The following is an 18,351-nucleotide window of genomic DNA, read 5'->3' as shown; positions in this document are numbered from 1 at the left end:
CCGACGCCGAAGGGCCGCACCCCGGGGAGACCCGGGATGCGGCCCTTGTGCTGTCTGCCGCCTGCCGCCTACTTGCGGATCAGGCTGCGGAGCACGTACTGCAGGATGCCGCCGTTGCGGTAGTAGTCCGCCTCGCCGGGGGTGTCGATACGGACGACGCCGTCGAACTCCACACCGGTGTCGGTGGTGACCTTGACCGTGCGCGGGGTGGTGCCGTTGTTCAGCTCGGTGACGCCGGTGAAGGAGAAGGTCTCCTCGCCGGTGAGGCCGAGGGTCTCGGCGGTCTGGCCCTCGGGGAACTGGAGCGGGAGGACGCCCATGCCGATGAGGTTCGAGCGGTGGATGCGCTCGTAGGACTCGGCGATGACGGCCTTGACGCCGAGGAGCGCGGTGCCCTTGGCGGCCCAGTCGCGGGACGAGCCGGAGCCGTACTCCTTGCCCGCGAGGATCGCGAGGGGGGTGCCGGCGGCCTGGTAGTTCTGCGAGGCGTCGTAGATGAACGACACCGGGCCGTCACCCTTGGTGAAGTCGCGGGTGTAGCCGCCCTCGGTGCCCGGCGCGATCTGGTTGCGCAGGCGGATGTTGGCGAACGTGCCGCGGATCATGACCTCGTGGTTGCCTCGGCGCGAGCCGTAGGAGTTGAAGTCACGGCGCTCGATGCCGTGCTCCGTGAGGTACTTGCCGGCCGGGGTGTCGGCCTTGATGGCGCCGGCCGGGGAGATGTGGTCGGTGGTGACCGAGTCGCCGAGCTTGGCGAGCACCCGGGCGCCGGTGATGTCCTCGACCGGGGTCGTCTCCATCGTCATGCCGTCGAAGTACGGGGGCTTGCGCACGTAGGTGGACTCGGCGTCCCACTCGAAGGTGTTGCCGGTCGGGATCGGCAGCGCCTGCCACTGGGCGTCGCCCGCGAAGACGTCCTGGTAGGACTTGTTGAACATGTCCTCGCCGATGGCGTTCGCCACGACGTCGTTGACCTCGGCCTCGGTGGGCCAGATGTCGGCCAGGTAGACCGGCTTGCCGTCCTGGTCGACGCCGAGGGCGTCCTTGGTGATGTCGACCTTCATCGAACCGGCGATGGCGTACGCGACGACCAGCGGCGGGGAGGCCAGGTAGTTCATCTTGACGTCGGGGTTGATCCGGCCCTCGAAGTTACGGTTGCCGGAGAGCACCGAGGTGACGGCGAGGTCGTTCTCGTTGACCGCCTTGGAGACCTCCTCCGGCAGCGGGCCGGAGTTGCCGATGCAGGTGGTGCAGCCGTAGCCGACGAGGTTGAAGCCGACCTTGTCGAGGTACGGGGTCAGGCCCGCCTTGTCGAAGTAGTCGGTGACGACCTTCGAGCCCGGGGCGAGGGTGGTCTTGACCCACGGCTTGCGGTTCAGGCCCTTCTCGACGGCCTTCTTCGCCACGAGCGCGGCGGCGACCATGACGTAGGGGTTCGAGGTGTTGGTGCAGGAGGTGATCGCGGCGACGGTGACGGCGCCGTGGTCGATCTCGTACGTCGAGCCGTCGGGGGCCGTGACGGTGGTCGGCTTCGACGGGACGCCGTTGGAGGTCGCCGGGGAGTCGGAGGCCGGGAAGGACTCCTTGCCCGCCTCCTCGTCGTCGGAGACGTAGTTGCGTACGTCCTGGGCGAACTGCGCCTTGGCGTTGGCCAGGACGATACGGTCCTGCGGGCGCTTCGGGCCGGCGATGGAGGGGACCACCGTGGAGAGGTCGAGCTCCAGCTTCTCGGAGAAGTCCGGCTCGGCGGCCGGGTCCAGCCAGAGGCCCTGCTCCTTGGCGTACGCCTCGACGAGGGCGACCTGCTGGGCGTCGCGGCCGGTCAGGCGCAGGTACTTCAGCGTCTCGTCGTCGATCGGGAAGATCGCGGCGGTGGAGCCGAACTCCGGCGACATGTTGCCGATGGTGGCGCGGTTGGCGAGGGAGGTCGCGGCGACGCCCTCACCGTAGAACTCGACGAACTTGCCGACGACGCCGTGCTTGCGGAGCATCTCGGTGATGGTCAGCACGAGGTCGGTGGCGGTGGTGCCGGCCGGGAGCTCGCCGGTCAGCTTGAAGCCGACGACGCGCGGGATGAGCATGGAGACCGGCTGGCCGAGCATCGCGGCCTCGGCCTCGATGCCGCCGACGCCCCAGCCCAGCACACCGAGGCCGTTGACCATGGTGGTGTGCGAGTCGGTGCCGACGAGCGTGTCGGGGTACGCCTGGCCGTTGCGGACCATGACCGTACGGGCGAGGTGCTCGATGTTCACCTGGTGGACGATGCCGGTGCCCGGGGGGACGACCTTGAACTCGTCGAAGGCGGTCTGGCCCCAGCGCAGGAACTGGTAGCGCTCCTTGTTGCGGCCGTACTCCAGCTCGACGTTCTGGGCGAACGCCTCGTTGGTGCCGAACTTGTCGGCGATGACGGAGTGGTCGATGACCAGCTCGGCCGGGGCCAGCGGGTTGATCTTCGCCGGGTCGCCGCCCAGCTCCTTCACGGCCTCACGCATGGTGGCGAGGTCCACGACACACGGCACGCCGGTGAAGTCCTGCATGATCACGCGGGCCGGCGTGAACTGGATCTCCTGGCTGGGCTGCGCCTGGGAGTCCCAGCCGCCGATGGCCCGGATGTGGTCGGCGGTGATGTTCGCGCCGTCCTCGGTACGGAGCAGGTTCTCCAGCAGGACCTTCAGGCTGTACGGGAGGCGCGCGGAGCCCTCTACCTTGTCCAGCTTGAAGATCTCGTACGACTCGTCGCCCACGCGCAGCGTGCTGCGGGCGTCGAAGCTGTTCGCCGACACGACAGTCTCCTTCTTCAATGTGCGCGTTCTACCGCGCCGCGCCTCATTGGCAGCGGGCGCCGCGTTGTGCCGCCTACGGCCCCGACCATCCGCTAAGGTAAGGCTTAGTTAGGTATGCCTTACCGGGCGGCGGCTGCGGTGCGCCTCGGCAGATATCTCGATGTCGAGATAACTCTAGTACATAGCCGCCGCTCGGTCATGCCCAGGTGTCCTGGTGCTCTCCTACCCGGGCCGCCGGACGCGATGCCGGCGGTAGTAGGAGAACGTGACGGCCGCCGTCAGCGGGCCCCAGAGGAACAGCGGCTGGTAGAGGATGCCGACGACCAGATTCCCGGTGCCCGTCATCTCCTCGTGCGGATACGTCCACCAGAGGGGCACGGTTCCCCAGGTCAGGGTCAGCGCCGCCGCGCCCAGGGCGGCGGGGACGACAGCGGCCATGGGGCGCACCCTGCGCCCGCCGATCCACGGGATCCAGCGCGGTACGGTCCCGCCCCACGGGCGGACCAGGCCGATGGTCAGGAGGGCGACCAGCTCGCTGACCACGCTGAGGGCCAGCATCCAGACCTTGGCGTCGGCCGTCGCGAAGGGCTCGAAGCCCGCCTCGGTGTAGCCGGCGGGGTGTCCGAGCACCAGGGCGATGCGCCACAGCCCGCTCGGCAGGACCACCAGCGCGGTGAGGTGCGCGGCCCGGACCGCCCAGCGGGGCGGCGGCGCCACGGGTGTCGGCGAGGTGGCAGGAGGCTTCCGTAAGGTCATGCGACTCATCGTGGCCGCCCGTCCCCGCACGTTCATCGGCCTGTGCGGCGGACCTCATGAGCCTCCGGTACGAAGGGTGCGCGGCGGAGTCGGCCGGGCGGCGGAGGCACGGTCATCCCCCGGAAGGCCCCGGACAGCGGTCCGGCCCCTCCGCACGATCGCGGAGGGGCCGGACCTGGTGCGCCGGACGGACTACGGCGCGTCGCGGACCGTGCCCTCGAGGGGCGGGCCGAGCGGCTCGCCCTCGTCGTCGGTGGGCTGGAGCCGGACGTACTCGGCCGGCTCCTTCACCTGGTCACGGATGGTCGGGACGGTCAGCTCCGCGGACTGCTCGCCCGCCGGGACCGTCGTCCACAGCGTCCCGTACTCGACCTTCGAGAGCGGGATCGCCGGGTTCGGGACCTCCTCCACGAGCTGGGACAGCCACTCCTGGTCGACGTCGGCCGTGGACAGCTCCGGGCGGCCGCCGGTGACGGGGACCAGCTGGGCCAGGGTCCAGATCTCGATGTCCGCCTTCTCCGAGAGGGAGATGCGCCACGTCAGCGGCGCGCCCTCGGTGACGTCGGCGGCCACCGGCTCGACGGTCACCTTGGGCATCGGGTCGTCGTTCTGGGCGGTGACACCGCCGGCGTCCGCGCCGATGACCGTTCCCCGGACCGCCTTGACCAGGATGTCGTGGGGCTTGTCCCAGCCGTAGCGCTTGTTGCCCACGACCTTCACCTTGACGTCGATCCCGGCGGTGCCGGGGCCGACCTTGACCAGGCGGCCGGTCGAACTGCCGGTGTCCGGGTCGACGACGTACAGCCGGACGGCGCCGGCGTTCTTGCCGGTGGTGCGGACGGGCACCTTGTACGTGATGACGCCCGCGTCGCCCTCCTTGACGGTGAGGCGGCCGATGTCGACACGGGCGAGCGGCGCGGCCTTCACCGCGGGGGTGCCCGGCTTCCACGACCAGGCGTCCATCAGCCACGCCTTGCCGGATCGGGACCTCGGGGTCAGCTCCAGGGCGGCGACCTTGCCGAGGTTCAGCTTGGCGCGGGTCGCGGCGGTCAGCGGAACGCGGACCTCCTGCGCCCAGTACGAGGTGGTGCGGTCGGTGCCGGGGAGCCCGTCGATACGGACGCTGCCCAGCTTGGCCCGCTTGCCCTTGGTGTCCTTGACGCTCACGTCGAACCGGGTGCCGCTGGTGTTCGGCGGTACGGCGACGCGCAGCGCGAGGCTCTTGGCGCCCTTGACGGAGAGCGGCTTCTTCGGGGTGACACGGGCGACCGTGCCGGGCTTCTTCCAGTCCAGGGCGACCGCGCGGCGGCCGGCCTCGTGCTCGGGGCGCCACTGGGCGAAGTGCGGCGAGGAGCCGGGGTCCTTCTCGCTCATGCAGGCGGAGCGGCCGGGGGCGACGGCGTCGCACAGCTTGGCGCCGCTGACCTTCAGCGGGCCCTGCGGGTCGTCGGGGAGGAAGCCGGCGCCCCGGTTGCCGCCGACCGCGTGGGTCAGCACCCGGGCGGGATCGGCGGAGGGGGCGCGGCGGCCGGTGCCGTCGACGAGCTGGCGTACGCGGTCGTCACCGCCGACGAACAGCCGTGCGGCGGCGGCGATGTAGGTCGCCCCCGCCTTGTGCTGCTGGTTGGCGGAGAGCCGGCCGGCGGCGCCGGGCGAGCAGAGCGGGTCGGGCGACTCGGGCTCGTGCCAGAAGTCGTCGTCGGCCGGGGCCTTGGCCTGGCCCGGGGTCCACTCGGTGTTGAAGTAGTTGTGGTTGGCGCCGACCATGTAGACCGAGCTGTGCAGGGCCTTGCCCCGGCTGACGCCCCGGGTGCCGTCCGTGAACACCTGGCCCTGGAGGTCGGAGACGTCACCGTCGCAGCCCGGCAGGATCGTGAGCGAGGGGACGTCCGGCACCGGGTTCTGGCCGAAGATGGTGGGGCCGATGTGGACGGTGCCGCGGATCTTCCAGCGGGCCTTGGAACGGTAGCCGTCCTGGGCGGCCGGCGGCTTGTACAGGCTGTCCATCACCGCGCGGTTGACGCCTTCGCCGCCGCGCGAGTGCCCGACGAGGAGCACCCGGGACAGGTCGGTCTTCGGGCCCTTGCGTACGGCGGCGGGCGCGGAGGCGGGCTTGGCGGCCCAGTCGGCCCAGCGGCCGAGGTGGTTGCGGATCAGCGAGGAGCGGGCCTGCGCGCCGCCGTCCTCGGCGTTCCAGTCCTGGCCGTTGATGCCGTTGGCGGAGATCGAGACGGTCACGTACCCCTGGGAGGCCAGCAGTTTCTGGTCACGCAGATAGCCGCGGTGGCTGGGTATCGGCTTGCTGCCCTTGGCGCAGGGCCAGTCGATGGACGTCTCCTCGCTCTTGCCGGGGACGTAGCAGGTGGAGTGGCGGCCGTGCAGGAAGAGGGCGACGGGCCGCTTGCCGGGGGCCTTCTTCGGGGCGACGACGACACCGCGCATCTCGACCGGCGCGGGGAGGCCCGGGAGTCTGACGGAGGAGAGGCTGTACTCACCGGTGGTGGTGGCGTACTTTCCGGCCTTGCCCGGGTCGACGGTCCCCGCGGGCAGCTTGGGCGGGAGCTTCGGGGCGGGCGGCTCGGCCTTGCGACTCGTGCCCGCGTCCGGGGCCTCGTCGAGGCGGCGTCCGGCGGCCTGGACCTGGAGGTCGTTCAGGTCGGCGGTGCGGACCGCGTCCATCGGGAGCCGGAAGGTCCGGCCGTCGTCCTGCGGTTCGGGCACGCCCACGAGTTCGCCGTTCGCGCGGAACTCCACGCGGGCGTCGCCCATGGGGACCGGCTTGGGCGCGCGCCACTCCAGGTGGTTCCGCCCGTCCTCACCGGCGATGCGCCAGCCGGGCGGCAGTGCGTTCCCGGTGTTCTGTGCAGCGGTGGCGGTGGGTATCTCCGGCGGCGCCGGGGCGGCGTACGCCCCCGCAGGCGCCACCCCCGCCACTGTCAGCACCGCTATCGCGGTGGCCCATGCTTTCCGGCCACGTATCAAAGCTCCTCCTCAACCCTGGTCACCCGCACGTCCGTTCCGGTGGTCTGTTCCGGGCCGAACGCGCTCTCGGACTTCGAGACGGGGAGGCGAACCTGTGGGTTGCCTCTGCGGGCGGAGTGATCGGCGGGGCCGCTGTCGTAGACGGTCGGTAGGGTCGTGAGGCGGATACGTTCTGCGTGGCGGAGGGGTGGCGGAGTGAGGGTCAGGGAGAGCGATCTGCGGCTGGGCGACGGCCGCAGGCTCCATGTGTACGACACCGGCGGCGACGGCGGCCCGGACGACGGGCTCGTCGTCTTCTGGCACCACGGCACGCCGAACATCGGCTCACCACCCGCGCCGCTCTTCCCCGCCGCCGAGAAGCTGTCCATCCGCTGGGTGTCGTACGACCGTCCCGGCTACGGCGGTTCGTCCCCGCTCCCCGGCCGGGACGTCGCGTCGGCCGCCGCCGACGTACGGGCGATCGCCGATGCGCTGGCCATCGGCCGGTTCGCCGTCCTGGGTCATTCCGGCGGCGGTCCGCACGCACTTGCCTGCGGCGCGCTGCTGCCCGACCGGGTCGTCGGGGTGGCGACCGCCGCGGGGCTCGCCCCGTACGACGCCGAGGGGCTCGACTGGTTCGCCGGCATGGTGCCGTCCTCGGCGGCGTCCCTGCGGGCGGCCGCCGAGGGGCGTGCGGCGAAGGAGGCGTACGAGGCGGGCGCCGGGTACGACCCGGAGATGTTCACCGGCGCCGACCACGACGCGCTGGCCGGTACGTGGTCCTGGTTCGACCAGGTGGTGGGCCCGGCCCTGGAGGGCGGGCCGGACGGCCTGATCACCGACGACCTGGCGTACGTCGCTCCGTGGGGCTTCGATCCTGCGCGGATCGCCGCGCCCCTGCTCCTGCTCCACGGCGGGCAGGACCGGATCGCGCCCGCCGCCCACAGCCGCTGGCTCGCCGGGCGCTGCCCGACGGCCGAACTGCGGGTGCGCCCGGGGGACGGTCACATCTCGGTGCTCGACGCGGGGCCGGAGGCTCTGGAGTGGCTGGCGGCGCGGGCGGGGTGAGGGGACGCAAGGTGGGGTCGCGACGGCTCAACTCCCCTGCGGGCCGGGGCTTTGCGCGGCCCGCAGGCATATCCCCGCCGCTTCGGGACACCCGTGGGTCCTGACACAAGGAGGCCCAGATGGCGATCACCTTCCGCAAGAGCTTCCGGATCCTGCCCGGGGTGCGGCTGAACATCAACCGGCGCTCCTGGTCGGTCACCACCGGCGGCGGACGCGGCCCGCGGCGCACGGTCAGCAGCACCGGCCGGCGCACCACGTCCATGGACCTGCCGGGCCCGTTCGGCTGGCGGAGGACGACCCGTCGGCGCAGCGGCTGAGCCAGGCCGCCACCCCGTACGGCCGCGCGCCCCGCGCCCCATCGCCCCCACCGGGGGACGATGGCGGCGCGGGGCGCGTTCGCGCGTTCCGCGAGGGGAGCGGTGAGCCGCCCTCCCGGGAACGGTTGCACTCCCGTCACTCGAACGGCACACCCCCACAGCAGCCTCATCTCATATCTGAGATAACCTGCCGTCATGTCAGACGACTACCTCGCACGCATCGGCAAGCTCATCCGTGACGCCCGACAGCACCGGGGCTGGACACAGACCCAGCTGGCCGAGGCGCTCGCCACGAGCCAGAGCGCCGTCAACCGCATCGAGCGCGGCAACCAGAACATCAGCCTTGAGATGATCGCCCGCATCGGCGAAGCCCTCGACAGCGAGATCGTGTCGCTCGGCTACTCCGGGCCCATGCATCTGCGGGTCGTCGGCGGCCGCCGGCTCTCCGGCGCCATCGATGTCAAGACCAGCAAGAACGCCTGTGTCGCGCTGCTGTGCGCCTCGCTCCTGAACAAGGGCCGCACGGTCCTGCGCCGGGTGGCCAGGATCGAGGAGGTGTTCCGGCTCCTGGAGGTGCTGAACTCCATCGGGGTGCGCACGCGCTGGGTCAACGACGGGGTGGACCTGGAGATCGTGCCGCCCGCGCAGCTGGAGATGGAGGCGATCGACGCCGACGCCGCGCGCCGCACCCGCTCGATCATCATGTTCCTGGGCCCGCTGCTGCACCGTATGGAGCAGTTCACCCTCCCCTACGCCGGCGGCTGCGACCTCGGCACCCGCACGATCGAGCCGCACATGATCGCGCTGCGCCGGTTCGGCCTGGAGATCGCCGCCACGGAGGGGCTGTACCACGCGCAGGTGGACCGCTCGGTCTCCCCCGGCCGGCCCATCGTGCTGACCGAGCGCGGCGACACCGTGACCGAGAACGCCCTGCTGGCCGCCGCCCGCCACGACGGCACGACGGTCATCCGCAACGCCTCCTCCAACTACATGGTCCAGGACCTCTGCTTCTTCCTGGAGGCGCTGGGCGTACGGGTCGACGGGGTCGGCACGACGACGCTCACCGTGCACGGGGTCCCGCAGATCGACGTGGACGTGGACTACTCCCCCTCCGAGGACCCGGTCGAGGCGATGAGCCTGCTGGCCGCCGCGGTGGTGACGGAGTCCGAACTCACCATCCGCCGGGTGCCGATCGAGTTCCTGGAGATCGAGCTCGCGGTACTGGAGGAGATGGGCGTCGACTGCGACCGCACCCCGGAGTACGCGGCCGACAACGCCCGTACCCGGCTGGTGGACCTGACGGTGAGGCCCTCCAAGCTGGAGGCGCCGATCGACAAGATCCACCCGATGCCGTTCCCCGGCCTCAACATCGACAACGTCCCGTTCTTCGCGGCGATCGCGGCCTCCGCGCACGGCCAGACCCTGATCCACGACTGGGTCTACGACAACCGCGCGATCTACCTCACCGACCTCAACCGCCTCGGCGGCCGCCTCCAGCTCCTCGACCCGCACCGGGTCCTGGTCGAAGGCCCCACCCGCTGGCGCGCCGCCGAAATGATGTGCCCGCCCGCCCTGCGGCCCGCCGTGGTGGTGCTGCTGGCGATGATGGCGGCCGAGGGGACATCCGTACTGCGCAACGTCTATGTCATCAACCGGGGGTACGAGGAGCTGGCGGAGCGGCTCAACTCGGTGGGGGCGCAGATCGAGATCTTCCGGGACATCTGATCGGCAGGGTGTCGTGCCCCTTGGCAGCAAGGGGCACGACACCTCAATATGCCACCTGACCTGCGGATACCTACCTTCACGGCCTTTCGCTGATCTCTGTCATTTTTCAGCACCTTGTGCAGCGCATGTGCAAGATGATCTTGAATGATTGACGGCACGTCAGGAAAGACTGAGTAACCGTCAGCCTTTACGGAGGGTTACCGCCGAAACGGTCTCGCAACATCCGATGTCGGTCGCGTCGCGCCGACCGCGTCTGGGCGACGAGGCGAACCGCCATCCGCTCGACGTCTCCGGCCTCACGACGCAGCCTGGGTAGACCGCGCATCCGAGTCATCCGGCTGACCACTTCGCCACGCAGAAGAGGACCCGCACCACGCGGGCGCGGGTCCTCTGTCGTAGACGGGCGCCGTGTCACGGGCTGAGCCTGCGCCCACCTCGTCGGAGCACCCGCCGCGACGTCCGGGCCGGCGGGGTGTAGGGCCGCCCTACGATGAGCAGCGTGACAAGTCTCCGCGCCCCAGGCTCGCCTTCAGCACATAGCCGTGGGGACGGCCGACACCAACCGCCAGCTGACCGACGCCACCCGCCTGATGTACTCCTCCGACATGGCCGCCTTCATTGCCTGGTGCGCGAGCGTCGGTCGGCGGCCGCTGCCTGCTACCCCGGAGGCTGAGTACGCTGGCGCACTTGACCGTAACCCCGTCGCCGCGGACCGGCCGCCCGCTCGCCCCCGGGTCCATCAATCGCGTCCTGACCGCCGTCCGCCGCGCTGCGCGCCGGTCCCACGCGGACCGTGCGGTCCAGCCTGCCCCGGGAGGCACGCGGGACGAATCTGTCTCCCTCCCTCAAGGGCGCCCCGAACATCAGGGCCTGGGGCAGCTCCGCTACGTCGTCGAGCAGACTTTCGCCCTGCTCCACCAGTGCAAACGTCTCGCTGTCCGATGGGAACGACGCCTCGAACTCCAGGACACCTTGGTCTCATTGGGCTGCAGACTCATCTGCTGGAGGCGCCTCAAGAAGATTGAATCGCGAACTTGTGCTGCAACTCTAGGATTTACGGCTCACGGTTGAGTTGGCGTATGACGCGAGATCGTGGACCCAAACCTGTAGACGCCGGCTCCTGAGCATGTCCAAGAGAGAGAGGGTGTGCCGGTAGGTCGCTGACCAAGTGATGTCGGTGCCGCCATGGGGGGGCTCGGGTCAGGTCCACAGACCCTCGATGAGATGTGAACAGCCCTGCGGCCTGTTCATAGCTGAACCGCCGGCCGGGAACCATCTCGACGACCCGCTCGCGGCAGCACACACGTCCAATGCGGGAACGGATGGTGCGCAGGTCATCTACTCGTGCCGGTCGGTCGACTCCGGCAGGCACATCCCACTCGACGTCGGCGTAGGCGGACCACAACGGCCAGGATTCTGCATCCAGGAGTGCCGCGTAGACGATGGCGGCAGACGCCGACGAGTGTGAAGAAGCAGTAACAGCGAGGGACGACACCCCAACGAGGGTAGACCGCGTCTCACCATGATCGTGTTACGAGCTCATAAGGTTGTCCCATTGCGCAGAATGGTCACCACCGAAAGGCAGGTCAGCATGCTTTTCCGGCACCCTGGGTACGTCAGTGGCTTCATCCAGCTGCGCCCCGAGGCAGAACAAGACCTCGCCAAGTTACCGAAGTCCCGCCGGGAAGAGTGGGAGGCCGCGATCGAGGCCGCCGAAAATGACATCCTCCATGACACGGTCGAGCTGACCCGTGAGGAGCACCGCGGCACCTACGACCCGAAGTGGCAGTCGTGGAAGATGCCGGTTGAGCTCGGCATCGGGATTAGCGCCGTCGAGGACGGCGTGGCGACAGTGCGGCTCGTGCAGCGCCGCGTAGCCGGGTTCGAGACGATCTACCAGGTCGTCTCCTACCTGAGCGGCGCGAGCATCCGCCACCAGGTAACTGTCGGCGAGGTCGTAGCCACAGGCGAGAGGTCCCGCATCCACGCTTCCCTGCCGCAGCAGAGAACTACTGCCGCCCCCGGGGATGCCGCGTACAGCTTTGGCGCGTATGTGCGGCTCCTAGGCGAGGTCGAGGCATCCTGCCACGACCTCGTTGCGAAGTATCGGACGGTGAACGCCGAGCAGCATGAGGCGAGCTATCGGGAGCTTCGGCAGCTCGCCGCGTTCCTGGCAGAGCAGACCAGGCTCCTGGAGAAAAAGGCAGCCGCCTCTCCTGCCAAGCCGAAGTTCCGCGCGGTAAAGGACTGGTTCGACCTGACGCCCTCCGAGTTCGAGCAGGCCATCGCCGACCTGTGCCGTGAAGGCGGCTGTTACCGGGTCGAGACGCCCGGCGGCGCGGGTGACCTCGGCGCGGACGTCATCGCATACACCCCTGAGGGCCGTAAGGTCGTCATCCAGTGCAAGCAGTACCGCGGCAAGGTCAGCAGTCCGGAGATGCAGAAGTTCGCCGGCACGGTCTTCAGCGTCCACCAGGCCGACATCGCGCTGATGGTCACGACCGGGTTTGTCACCGGGCCGGCAGCTGCCTACGCAAGCGTCATCGGCATCCAAATCGTTGACTCCAACGTTCTACGCCGGTGGGCCGACGGCATCGATCAGCCACCTTGGAAGTAGAGGCGAACGGCAAATGAATCACTTGCGGCGGCGCGTGGTAGACGGGCCGCCGATATCCGCAAGCGCAGGCGGCGGCCCCCGCGGGTGAGGCGGGTGGCGACGTGCAGCAGCCGGTCGCGGATCTTCTTCGGCTCGGCAGCCGCGAGTTCGCCGTCCCGGAGCAAGACGCGGGTCCAGGCCAGCAGATCGATCGCTGTGAGACTGAGTTCGAGCCAGACGGCATTGATGCCGAAGTCTCGAGAGGGGAAGCGGCCGAATCCGGTGGTATTGCCTCACCGGATGTGGTCCTCGACGGTGGCTCGCCCACGGTGACGGACCTCGAGGAACTGGGCGGAGCCGCCGTCGGAGTGGGGGGGTCGGTGAGGAACACCTGATGCCGTAGGCCCTCGTCCTGGACGAACAGGGACAGTTGGGCTCTGGGGTGGGGCCGCTCGCGGCACACGATGCGGGTGCCGGCCGGGTAGCCGTTTAGGTCGACCATGCCGGTCAGCTCGGCGCCGTCCCGCATGGTCCCGTCCTGGTCCAGGGCGGGATGCCAGAGGCGCCCGGGCATAGCCCGGACAGCGCGGCGGACCGGCTCGGTGATGGCGTATCCGACACGGACGGCCCGAGGGAGCTTTTATATGGGTTCCATGCGCCGCTGAACAGTGCCAGTTCCAGTAGGTCGGGAGCGAGCGGCCAGTGCGTGGAGCCGGCCAGCTGGTCGGTGGCGCCGTGTGCCCATCTCAGGTACACGTCGTAGCGGTGCGGAGTCCACCCGCCGTCGCTCCACAGCCAGGCAGCGAGCTTCGCGGGTTCCTCAAGCCCGATCCCCTCCCCCAGTCGTGTCGTGTAAGCGCGCAGGACACGAGCTATGCGCTGGTCGAGGATGAGCGGGCGCGGCCCCGGCGCATCCACTACGGCGCCGCCGGCGAAGTAGAGGAACTTGGTAAAGAACGCAGGTCCAAGGCCTGCGATCGCGCCGCTCAGCCTGCGGTAGCCCGCCACGGCGCCATCGGTGGCCAGCAGCGCAATAGTCTGTGCCAGCACCGCCTCGACCTGGCCTGGGCCCAGGATCTCACCCAGCCGGTAGGCCCCGTACCCGTTGTCACCTTGTCCCCAGACGTAGCTGGCGACGAGTGTCTCGGTCCAGCTAGCCGTTGCTACCCCAGGCCGGGCCACCGCCAACACCTGGGCCCGGCTCAGCAAGGTTGGCTTACGTCCGACCTGCTCAGCCAACCCCGAGGGCCACGGCCGGATGCCGGCCCAGGACCCCGGGATGTAGCGAACTGCGTGCGCGCCTGTCCCGTCCGCGTACGGCGCCCCGTCTTCGGCCAGCCAGGCTCCCAGCTTTCCCACTGCATCCGAAAAAAGCGGACGCTCGAGCATCCGCGCGTCCAGTTCCCCGGCGCCCTCTCGCCACCCCATCCGAACCTTCTCCTTTGGTTCCACCAGTTCGCCGCGACAGCAGGCGTCACCAGTTCGTGACGGATTCTGTCGCGAAGAAGTGCACCCCCGCACGAGTGCGGGACGGTTCAGCTGATCTTGCGGGCGGAAAGTGGGCTGGACCCAGGTACGGCCCGGATACCAGGAACGTTGTCGGCGCGAAGTCTGGCGGCCACAGCGCCGGGACTGATCTCCCCGCCCTCGTACTGGCTCGTGGGGACCGCCGTTATCTGCGACACCGTCAGAACGCTTCCGACCGGCAGCCCAGAGAAGGCCTCTCGCATGTGGCGTGCGACATCGCGCCGGGACCGGGGCATCTGAACCGTCGCCGGCCTACCGACGGGGGTAGCCTCCCGCGCCCCCAGTCGGGGTGCCGGGAAGCCTACGACCGAGGAGTTGGGCGCGCCTCCATCCGGGCGTTGCCAGCGCTGGGAGAACGCCTCGGCCAGATGGTCAGCCCGGGCCAGGATGCTCTCCTCGTCCCACTGGGCAGGCAGGGAACGGTTCAACGAAAGTGCACTGTGCACGAGGATGTCGTTCCTCTTGCGCTCCCAGGGACCATTGGAAACCGATGTGTTCAGCCTGCCGGTGAGCAGAGTCAGATTTCCCACGGTGTGGAGGAGGGACTGCCGGCGCTCATGAGCCTCGACGCTTACGCGGCCTCCGCCCTCGGGAAGGGGCCAGTGTTCCTCCCAGGCCTGGGGCAGTAGGTGCTCGATCGTCAACTCCCCGTTGTGAACCTGTCGCTCGGTCTTGCCCGAATACAGCGAGTCCTCCAACTCGGCCAGCAGCAGCCGCATCCGGGTCCGCGTGAGTTGCTTGTACAACGGCTGAGACCGAAAGACATCTCGGATATCGCGATCGCGGGGCCAGAACCCGGAGTCGGCTTCCTGTCGGAGTAGAAAGTCCGCCACGACCGACGGGTCGTCCTTCGCCTTCAGTTCCTTGAGCAGTTCCAGGAAGAGCCGGTTGTAGTTCTTCGTCGTCAGGCGGCAGACGGTGCGTCGCACCAGGTAGGAGTCCAGGGTGGCCACCGCGCCGGCCCGGTCGTCCTCGTCGAAACGGCTTACCAGCCACAGGAGTACGGGCATCACGGTGTTGGCGTCCAGAACACCAACAGTGCGCAGAAAGCGGCCTTCCGGTGTCAGCGGCTGTTCCTCGGCCGTCAGCCTTCGGTAGGCACCTGCCCGCTCCACCAGGCGCCTCATCAGATTGACCAGGCCCATATCAGCGGCCTTGACGTACCTGCGAAAGGTCAGGAAGAGCTCTGGAGCCATCACCTCCTCGGCGAGTTCACCCGTGAGGTACTGCATGAGGAAGACGTCCAGACGAGGCCGCTTCAGCCTTCCCTGCCGCACCTCCTTGCGCCAGTCAGGCGTCTCTAGCTGCGCCCACAGGTCCCTGTACAGCTCCTCCACCGGGAGCCCTTGCTCCTCCGCCTGCTGGAAGACCAGGTTCTTGACCAGGTCGGATGCCTGCAACGGGGTGCCTCGGTCGTTCAGAGCCTCGAAGATGACCTGGGCGTTGTCCTCGGGCTTGAGATCGATAACGACCAACTCGAACTTGTCACGAAGCACGCGCACCAAGGCATCAAAGCCCTTGTCCAGCCTGCCTTCGTAGTTCAGCTCTTGCGCCCACTCGACCGTGCGGTTGCGAAAGAACCAGTACGCCTGGACGATCGCCGAGGCGTCTGGAGCGACGGGGAATGCGACGTCGACGGGCCGCCGGAGCCGACCGTCCATAACCATGCGGAACGAGTCACGGTCAATGTTGGTAGGCCACACCTTGTAGGCGGCATGCGGTTCGTCGGTCATGTCGTCGTCGTTGGCGGTCAGTTTGACGAGCGCACGTACGTACCTGTCCTGGACATCGAGCTCCCGTCCGACATCGCGGACCGCGGCAAGCAGAACCTGAAGTGTTGTCAGCCTCTGCTGTCCGTCGATGACCTGTCTGGCGGGCATCGACCCCGTAAGTGTCAGTAGCTGATCCAGCACGACCGCGCCAAGAAAGTGCGGATGAACCTCCTCATCAGCCATTCTTTGGTGGACCAGAGCGGTGACGTCCTCCCACAAGGGGCGCCAGTTCCGGTCCTCCGTCCAGACGTACGGCCTCTGGAAGACCGGCACGACGAGTCGCCGGTCCGGCCCGAACAGATCGCGCAGGGTCATCGATTTCGCTTCCACACTGTCCTCCAATAGGGGCTGTTCACACGGGCCGAGTACCTACCGTTAAGGTCCTTTCGGCCGATTCAGGGACTAGCGTCAACCTGCAGCCAGTGGCCCGCCCGCTCCGCCGACCTACGGAAGCGGCCTTGAAGCACACCGCGCAACCGAATCCGGCTCGAGATCGCGCAGATCACACGCAACCTCCCGGCCTGGATGCCGATACTCGCGTTGACCAACCGGCACTCGGGCCACCATCCTGCCCGCGCACGGCTACAGCCTGTGACATGGGTCGTCGCCACCCTCGGCAGCCCAGCACGAATGAGCGTCAGGACTCGGTGGGCTCGGTGGTCTCCTGTTTCGCCAATCTGTCCCGCAGCTTCCTCGCAACAGGTTTCACCTTGTTGTCCCAGAAAGGCTTGACATGAGGAGCGATGAAAATAGCGCCTACTACGGCCCCGCCGATGGCCAACTCTTTCCAACTGAGCTGAGGGTCATCGTCGCCACCATCACGGCTGTCGTCCACGATGGGCTCAGGCCCGAAAATTGCCTCCTCTTCAGCGGGAGACCCTCCGTCATCGAAGCCACCAGGATTCGCTTCCATATCGGCCCTAAGTGCCGCTACCGTATCCTCGCTCCAGGTACGAGTTTCCCAGTTCCGGTTGTACTGAGCGTAACCGCCCGTGCCGCGTGAATGGTATTGCTCCTTCGCGTACTGCTGCCCCTTCTCGGTGATCCCATAAGCGCCGGGGTTTCCGTCCAGGTAGCCGTACTCCTTGAGGAGCGCATTCATTTCTCGAGCCGTTCGGCCGAACTCCTCGCCCAACACCCGTGCCGATTTCCCCATGACTCAGCGCCCCCTCTTACACTTCGGCCGCACGCGGGCCGCCGCTGACGATATGGACGACGTTACTGGCAGCACACTGCACTGCGGGGCTAGTTCTGTCAGACGCGTACCGCCGTCGCTGGGACGCCGAGCAGGCCTGGCCTTCAACGGCCGCAGCGACTCCCCGAGCCCCATAGCGACGCCCTCACCGCGGCAGGACCTGCGCGAGCGGACGGCGCTCGCCGACCTACCTTCGTGAGTACGTTGGCTGTCTCCCGTCGGGCCAACTCGTCCACCCTTGAGTCTGCGCACGTCAAGGGCCGGAAACCCGCCCTGTTCCCGTAGCCGCAGGGATAGGGTGGCCTTCGGTGATGGTGCAACACGGTGACGCTGTCGCGAGAGGGTGACGCAGAGAACATGGCAGAGGTGCCCACGCAGATCGGCCGCTACGTGGTCGAGCGCGAGCTGGGCTCGGGGGGCATGGGAGAGGTCTATCTGGCCTATTCGCCCGGCGGGGACCCGGTCGCGGTGAAGGTGATCCGACGGGATCGCCTCGACCAGGCCACGCGCGCCCGTTTCGAGAAGGAAGCGCTCATCGCGCGAACGGTCGTGGGTACGAACCGGGTGGCACGCTTCCTCGATGCCGATCCGTACGCCGAGCAGCCCTGGATGGCTGTCGAGTACGTCCCAGGACATACGGTTCACGAGCAAGTACAGGGCCGAGGCACGCTCCCTACCCCCCTCGTCGCCAGCCTCGGCGCGCTGCTCGCCGAAGGGCTCGAAGCAGTTCATAAGGTGGGCCTACTCCACCGCGACCTCAAACCGCAGAACGTCATGCTCAGCGAGTACGGTCCGATACTGATCGATTTCGGTCTCGGGGCCTTCGTTGACGCTGACAAGGACAACCTGACGCAGGCCGGGATGATCATCGGCACCATTCGGTGTATACCTCCCGAGCAAGCGCTCGCCCGCACCAAGCCGAAAGAACCTGCCGATGTGTACGGGCTCGGCACAGTGCTGCTCTATGCGGCGACCGGCCACTACCCGTACGAGGGCGCGGACTGGCTCGGAATCGCCACTCAGGTGGCGGACGAGGAGCAGCTCCCAAATCTGGCCGGACTGCCTGATGCTCTTCTCCCGCTGATCACAGCGATGCTCGCGTACGCGCCGGCCGACCGTCCCATGCTGGCCGAGGTGACCCGGCAGTGTGTGGCCCTCGTAGAGGATGCAGGACTGTCGGCGGCACAAGCCCGCCATGCACTGGTAAGTGCGACGGCCTCCTCCGAGGACAGTGCCCGCGCGGCCGAGGAGAACGGCCCGTCCTCCTCGGTGTGGGAACGCATCGAACAGTTCGCGGCCCCGGTCGGCGAGACCGGCACTGCGGACGAGGATGACCAGGACAGCCCGCTCGACCGTCCTCTCCCGGTCTCAGAAGACTCCGGCGCTGAGGCGCCTGCCGATCTCACGAAAGACATCGTGCGGGAAGCCGAGAAAACTCCCGATCCGGAGCCACCGGCCCAGAAGCCGAGGCGAGGTCGGAAGCCGGCCTCTCTGACGGTTTCCGAGGACTTGCGGAAGCGGTACGCGATGCAGTCCGCGCTGTAGCTCGCCTTTCAGGCTCATCGTCCGCCGAAGGCAATGTCAGTGCACTGCGGTAAAACAACGGCAAATAATCGAGTCGCCGTACCTCACCTCCGGGCTTCTCCGGAGC

General features: G+C 68.4%; 12 protein-coding genes and 1 pseudogene. 5 read left to right on the top strand and 8 right to left on the bottom strand.

From position 1 onward, the window contains the following. Nucleotides 1–68: 68 nt before the first annotated feature. The 3 genes from acnA to IE264_RS18815 all read right to left on the bottom strand — a co-directional run bounded on the left by acnA (nt 69) and on the right by IE264_RS18815 (nt 6,521). Entirely contained in the window at nt 69–2,783 is a 2,715-nt protein-coding gene (acnA, locus tag IE264_RS18825; protein ID WP_032753584.1) for an aconitate hydratase AcnA, read from the bottom strand. A 222-nt stretch (nt 2,784–3,005) separates the two neighbouring features. Further along, nucleotides 3,006–3,539, bottom strand: a complete 534-nt coding sequence (locus IE264_RS18820; protein WP_051821678.1) for a hypothetical protein — start codon at nt 3,537–3,539, stop codon at nt 3,006–3,008. A 192-nt stretch (nt 3,540–3,731) separates the two neighbouring features. Further along, the gene (locus IE264_RS18815; RefSeq protein WP_032753579.1) at nt 3,732–6,521 is read right to left on the bottom strand and encodes a hypothetical protein; all 2,790 of its coding nucleotides are present in this window, start codon (nt 6,519–6,521) and stop codon (nt 3,732–3,734) included. Nucleotides 6,522–6,716: 195 nt separating this feature from the next. Here IE264_RS18815 and IE264_RS18810 point away from each other — a divergent pair, with 195 nt between their 5' ends. The 3 genes from IE264_RS18810 to IE264_RS18800 all read left to right on the top strand — a co-directional run bounded on the left by IE264_RS18810 (nt 6,717) and on the right by IE264_RS18800 (nt 9,610). Further along, nucleotides 6,717–7,568, top strand: a complete 852-nt coding sequence (locus IE264_RS18810) for an alpha/beta fold hydrolase (protein ID WP_032753578.1) — start codon at nt 6,717–6,719, stop codon at nt 7,566–7,568. A 119-nt stretch (nt 7,569–7,687) separates the two neighbouring features. Then, a complete protein-coding gene (locus IE264_RS18805) occupies nt 7,688–7,885 on the top strand; it encodes a DUF4236 domain-containing protein (RefSeq protein WP_015612144.1) in 198 nt (65 codons plus the stop codon). A 195-nt stretch (nt 7,886–8,080) separates the two neighbouring features. Then, nucleotides 8,081–9,610, top strand: coding sequence for a helix-turn-helix domain-containing protein (locus IE264_RS18800; RefSeq protein WP_015612143.1), 1,530 nt, complete (start codon nt 8,081–8,083; stop codon nt 9,608–9,610). 1,054 nt (nt 9,611–10,664) lie between these two features. Here the strand turns inward: IE264_RS18800 and IE264_RS38680 are convergent. Next, nucleotides 10,665–11,105 (bottom strand): SRPBCC family protein, encoded by a 441-nt coding sequence (locus tag IE264_RS38680; RefSeq protein ID WP_078657334.1) that lies wholly within the window; start codon nt 11,103–11,105, stop codon nt 10,665–10,667. 69 nt (nt 11,106–11,174) lie between these two features. Between IE264_RS38680 and IE264_RS18790 the strand changes: the two genes are divergently transcribed. Continuing rightward, the gene (locus IE264_RS18790) at nt 11,175–12,227 is read left to right on the top strand and encodes a restriction endonuclease (protein ID WP_051821677.1); all 1,053 of its coding nucleotides are present in this window, start codon (nt 11,175–11,177) and stop codon (nt 12,225–12,227) included. Between the two features lie 44 nt (nt 12,228–12,271). Here the strand turns inward: IE264_RS18790 and IE264_RS37990 are convergent. The 4 genes and pseudogenes from IE264_RS37990 to IE264_RS18770 all read right to left on the bottom strand — a co-directional run. Then, nucleotides 12,272–12,825, bottom strand: a pseudogene (locus tag IE264_RS37990) (transposase); the annotation flags it as partial. Further along, on the bottom strand, nt 12,714–13,595 hold the full coding sequence (locus tag IE264_RS18780) for an 8-oxoguanine DNA glycosylase OGG fold protein (protein ID WP_373301924.1): 882 nt from the start codon (nt 13,593–13,595) through the stop codon (nt 12,714–12,716). The gene IE264_RS18780 and the pseudogene IE264_RS37990, both read right to left, overlap by 112 nt. 146 nt (nt 13,596–13,741) lie before the next feature. Beyond that, the gene (locus IE264_RS18775) at nt 13,742–15,835 is read right to left on the bottom strand and encodes a DUF262 domain-containing protein (protein ID WP_158706483.1); all 2,094 of its coding nucleotides are present in this window, start codon (nt 15,833–15,835) and stop codon (nt 13,742–13,744) included. Between the two features lie 307 nt (nt 15,836–16,142). Continuing rightward, entirely contained in the window at nt 16,143–16,661 is a 519-nt protein-coding gene (locus IE264_RS18770) for a hypothetical protein (protein ID WP_158706482.1), read from the bottom strand. 396 nt (nt 16,662–17,057) lie between these two features. Between IE264_RS18770 and IE264_RS18765 the strand changes: the two genes are divergently transcribed. After that, nucleotides 17,058–18,245, top strand: a complete 1,188-nt coding sequence (locus IE264_RS18765) for a serine/threonine-protein kinase (protein ID WP_032753942.1) — start codon at nt 17,058–17,060, stop codon at nt 18,243–18,245. The last annotated feature ends 106 nt before the right edge of the window (nt 18,246–18,351 follow it).

It is taken from the genome of Streptomyces microflavus (assembly GCF_014650075.1).
In the GTDB taxonomy this organism is placed as follows: Bacteria; Actinomycetota; Actinomycetes; order Streptomycetales; family Streptomycetaceae; genus Streptomyces; species Streptomyces microflavus.
The sequence above is the reverse complement of the archived record's forward strand: the minus strand, read 5'-3'. Positions and strand labels throughout refer to the sequence as shown.

What these genes read in the sequence shown, in the direction of transcription:
- IE264_RS18820 (WP_051821678.1), bottom strand. Translation starts at nt 3,539, where the DNA reads ATGACCTTACGGAAGCCTCCTGCCACCTCGCCGACACCCGTGGCGCCG.
- IE264_RS18805 (WP_015612144.1), top strand. Translation starts at nt 7,688, where the DNA reads ATGGCGATCACCTTCCGCAAGAGCTTCCGGATCCTGCCCGGGGTGCGG.
- IE264_RS18800 (WP_015612143.1), top strand. Translation starts at nt 8,081, where the DNA reads ATGTCAGACGACTACCTCGCACGCATCGGCAAGCTCATCCGTGACGCC.
- IE264_RS18790 (WP_051821677.1), top strand. Translation starts at nt 11,175, where the DNA reads ATGGTCACCACCGAAAGGCAGGTCAGCATGCTTTTCCGGCACCCTGGG.
- IE264_RS18780 (WP_373301924.1), bottom strand. Translation starts at nt 13,595, where the DNA reads ATGCTCGAGCGTCCGCTTTTTTCGGATGCAGTGGGAAAGCTGGGAGCC.
- IE264_RS18770 (WP_158706482.1), bottom strand. Translation starts at nt 16,661, where the DNA reads ATGGGGAAATCGGCACGGGTGTTGGGCGAGGAGTTCGGCCGAACGGCT.
- IE264_RS18765 (WP_032753942.1), top strand. Translation starts at nt 17,058, where the DNA reads ATGGCAGAGGTGCCCACGCAGATCGGCCGCTACGTGGTCGAGCGCGAG.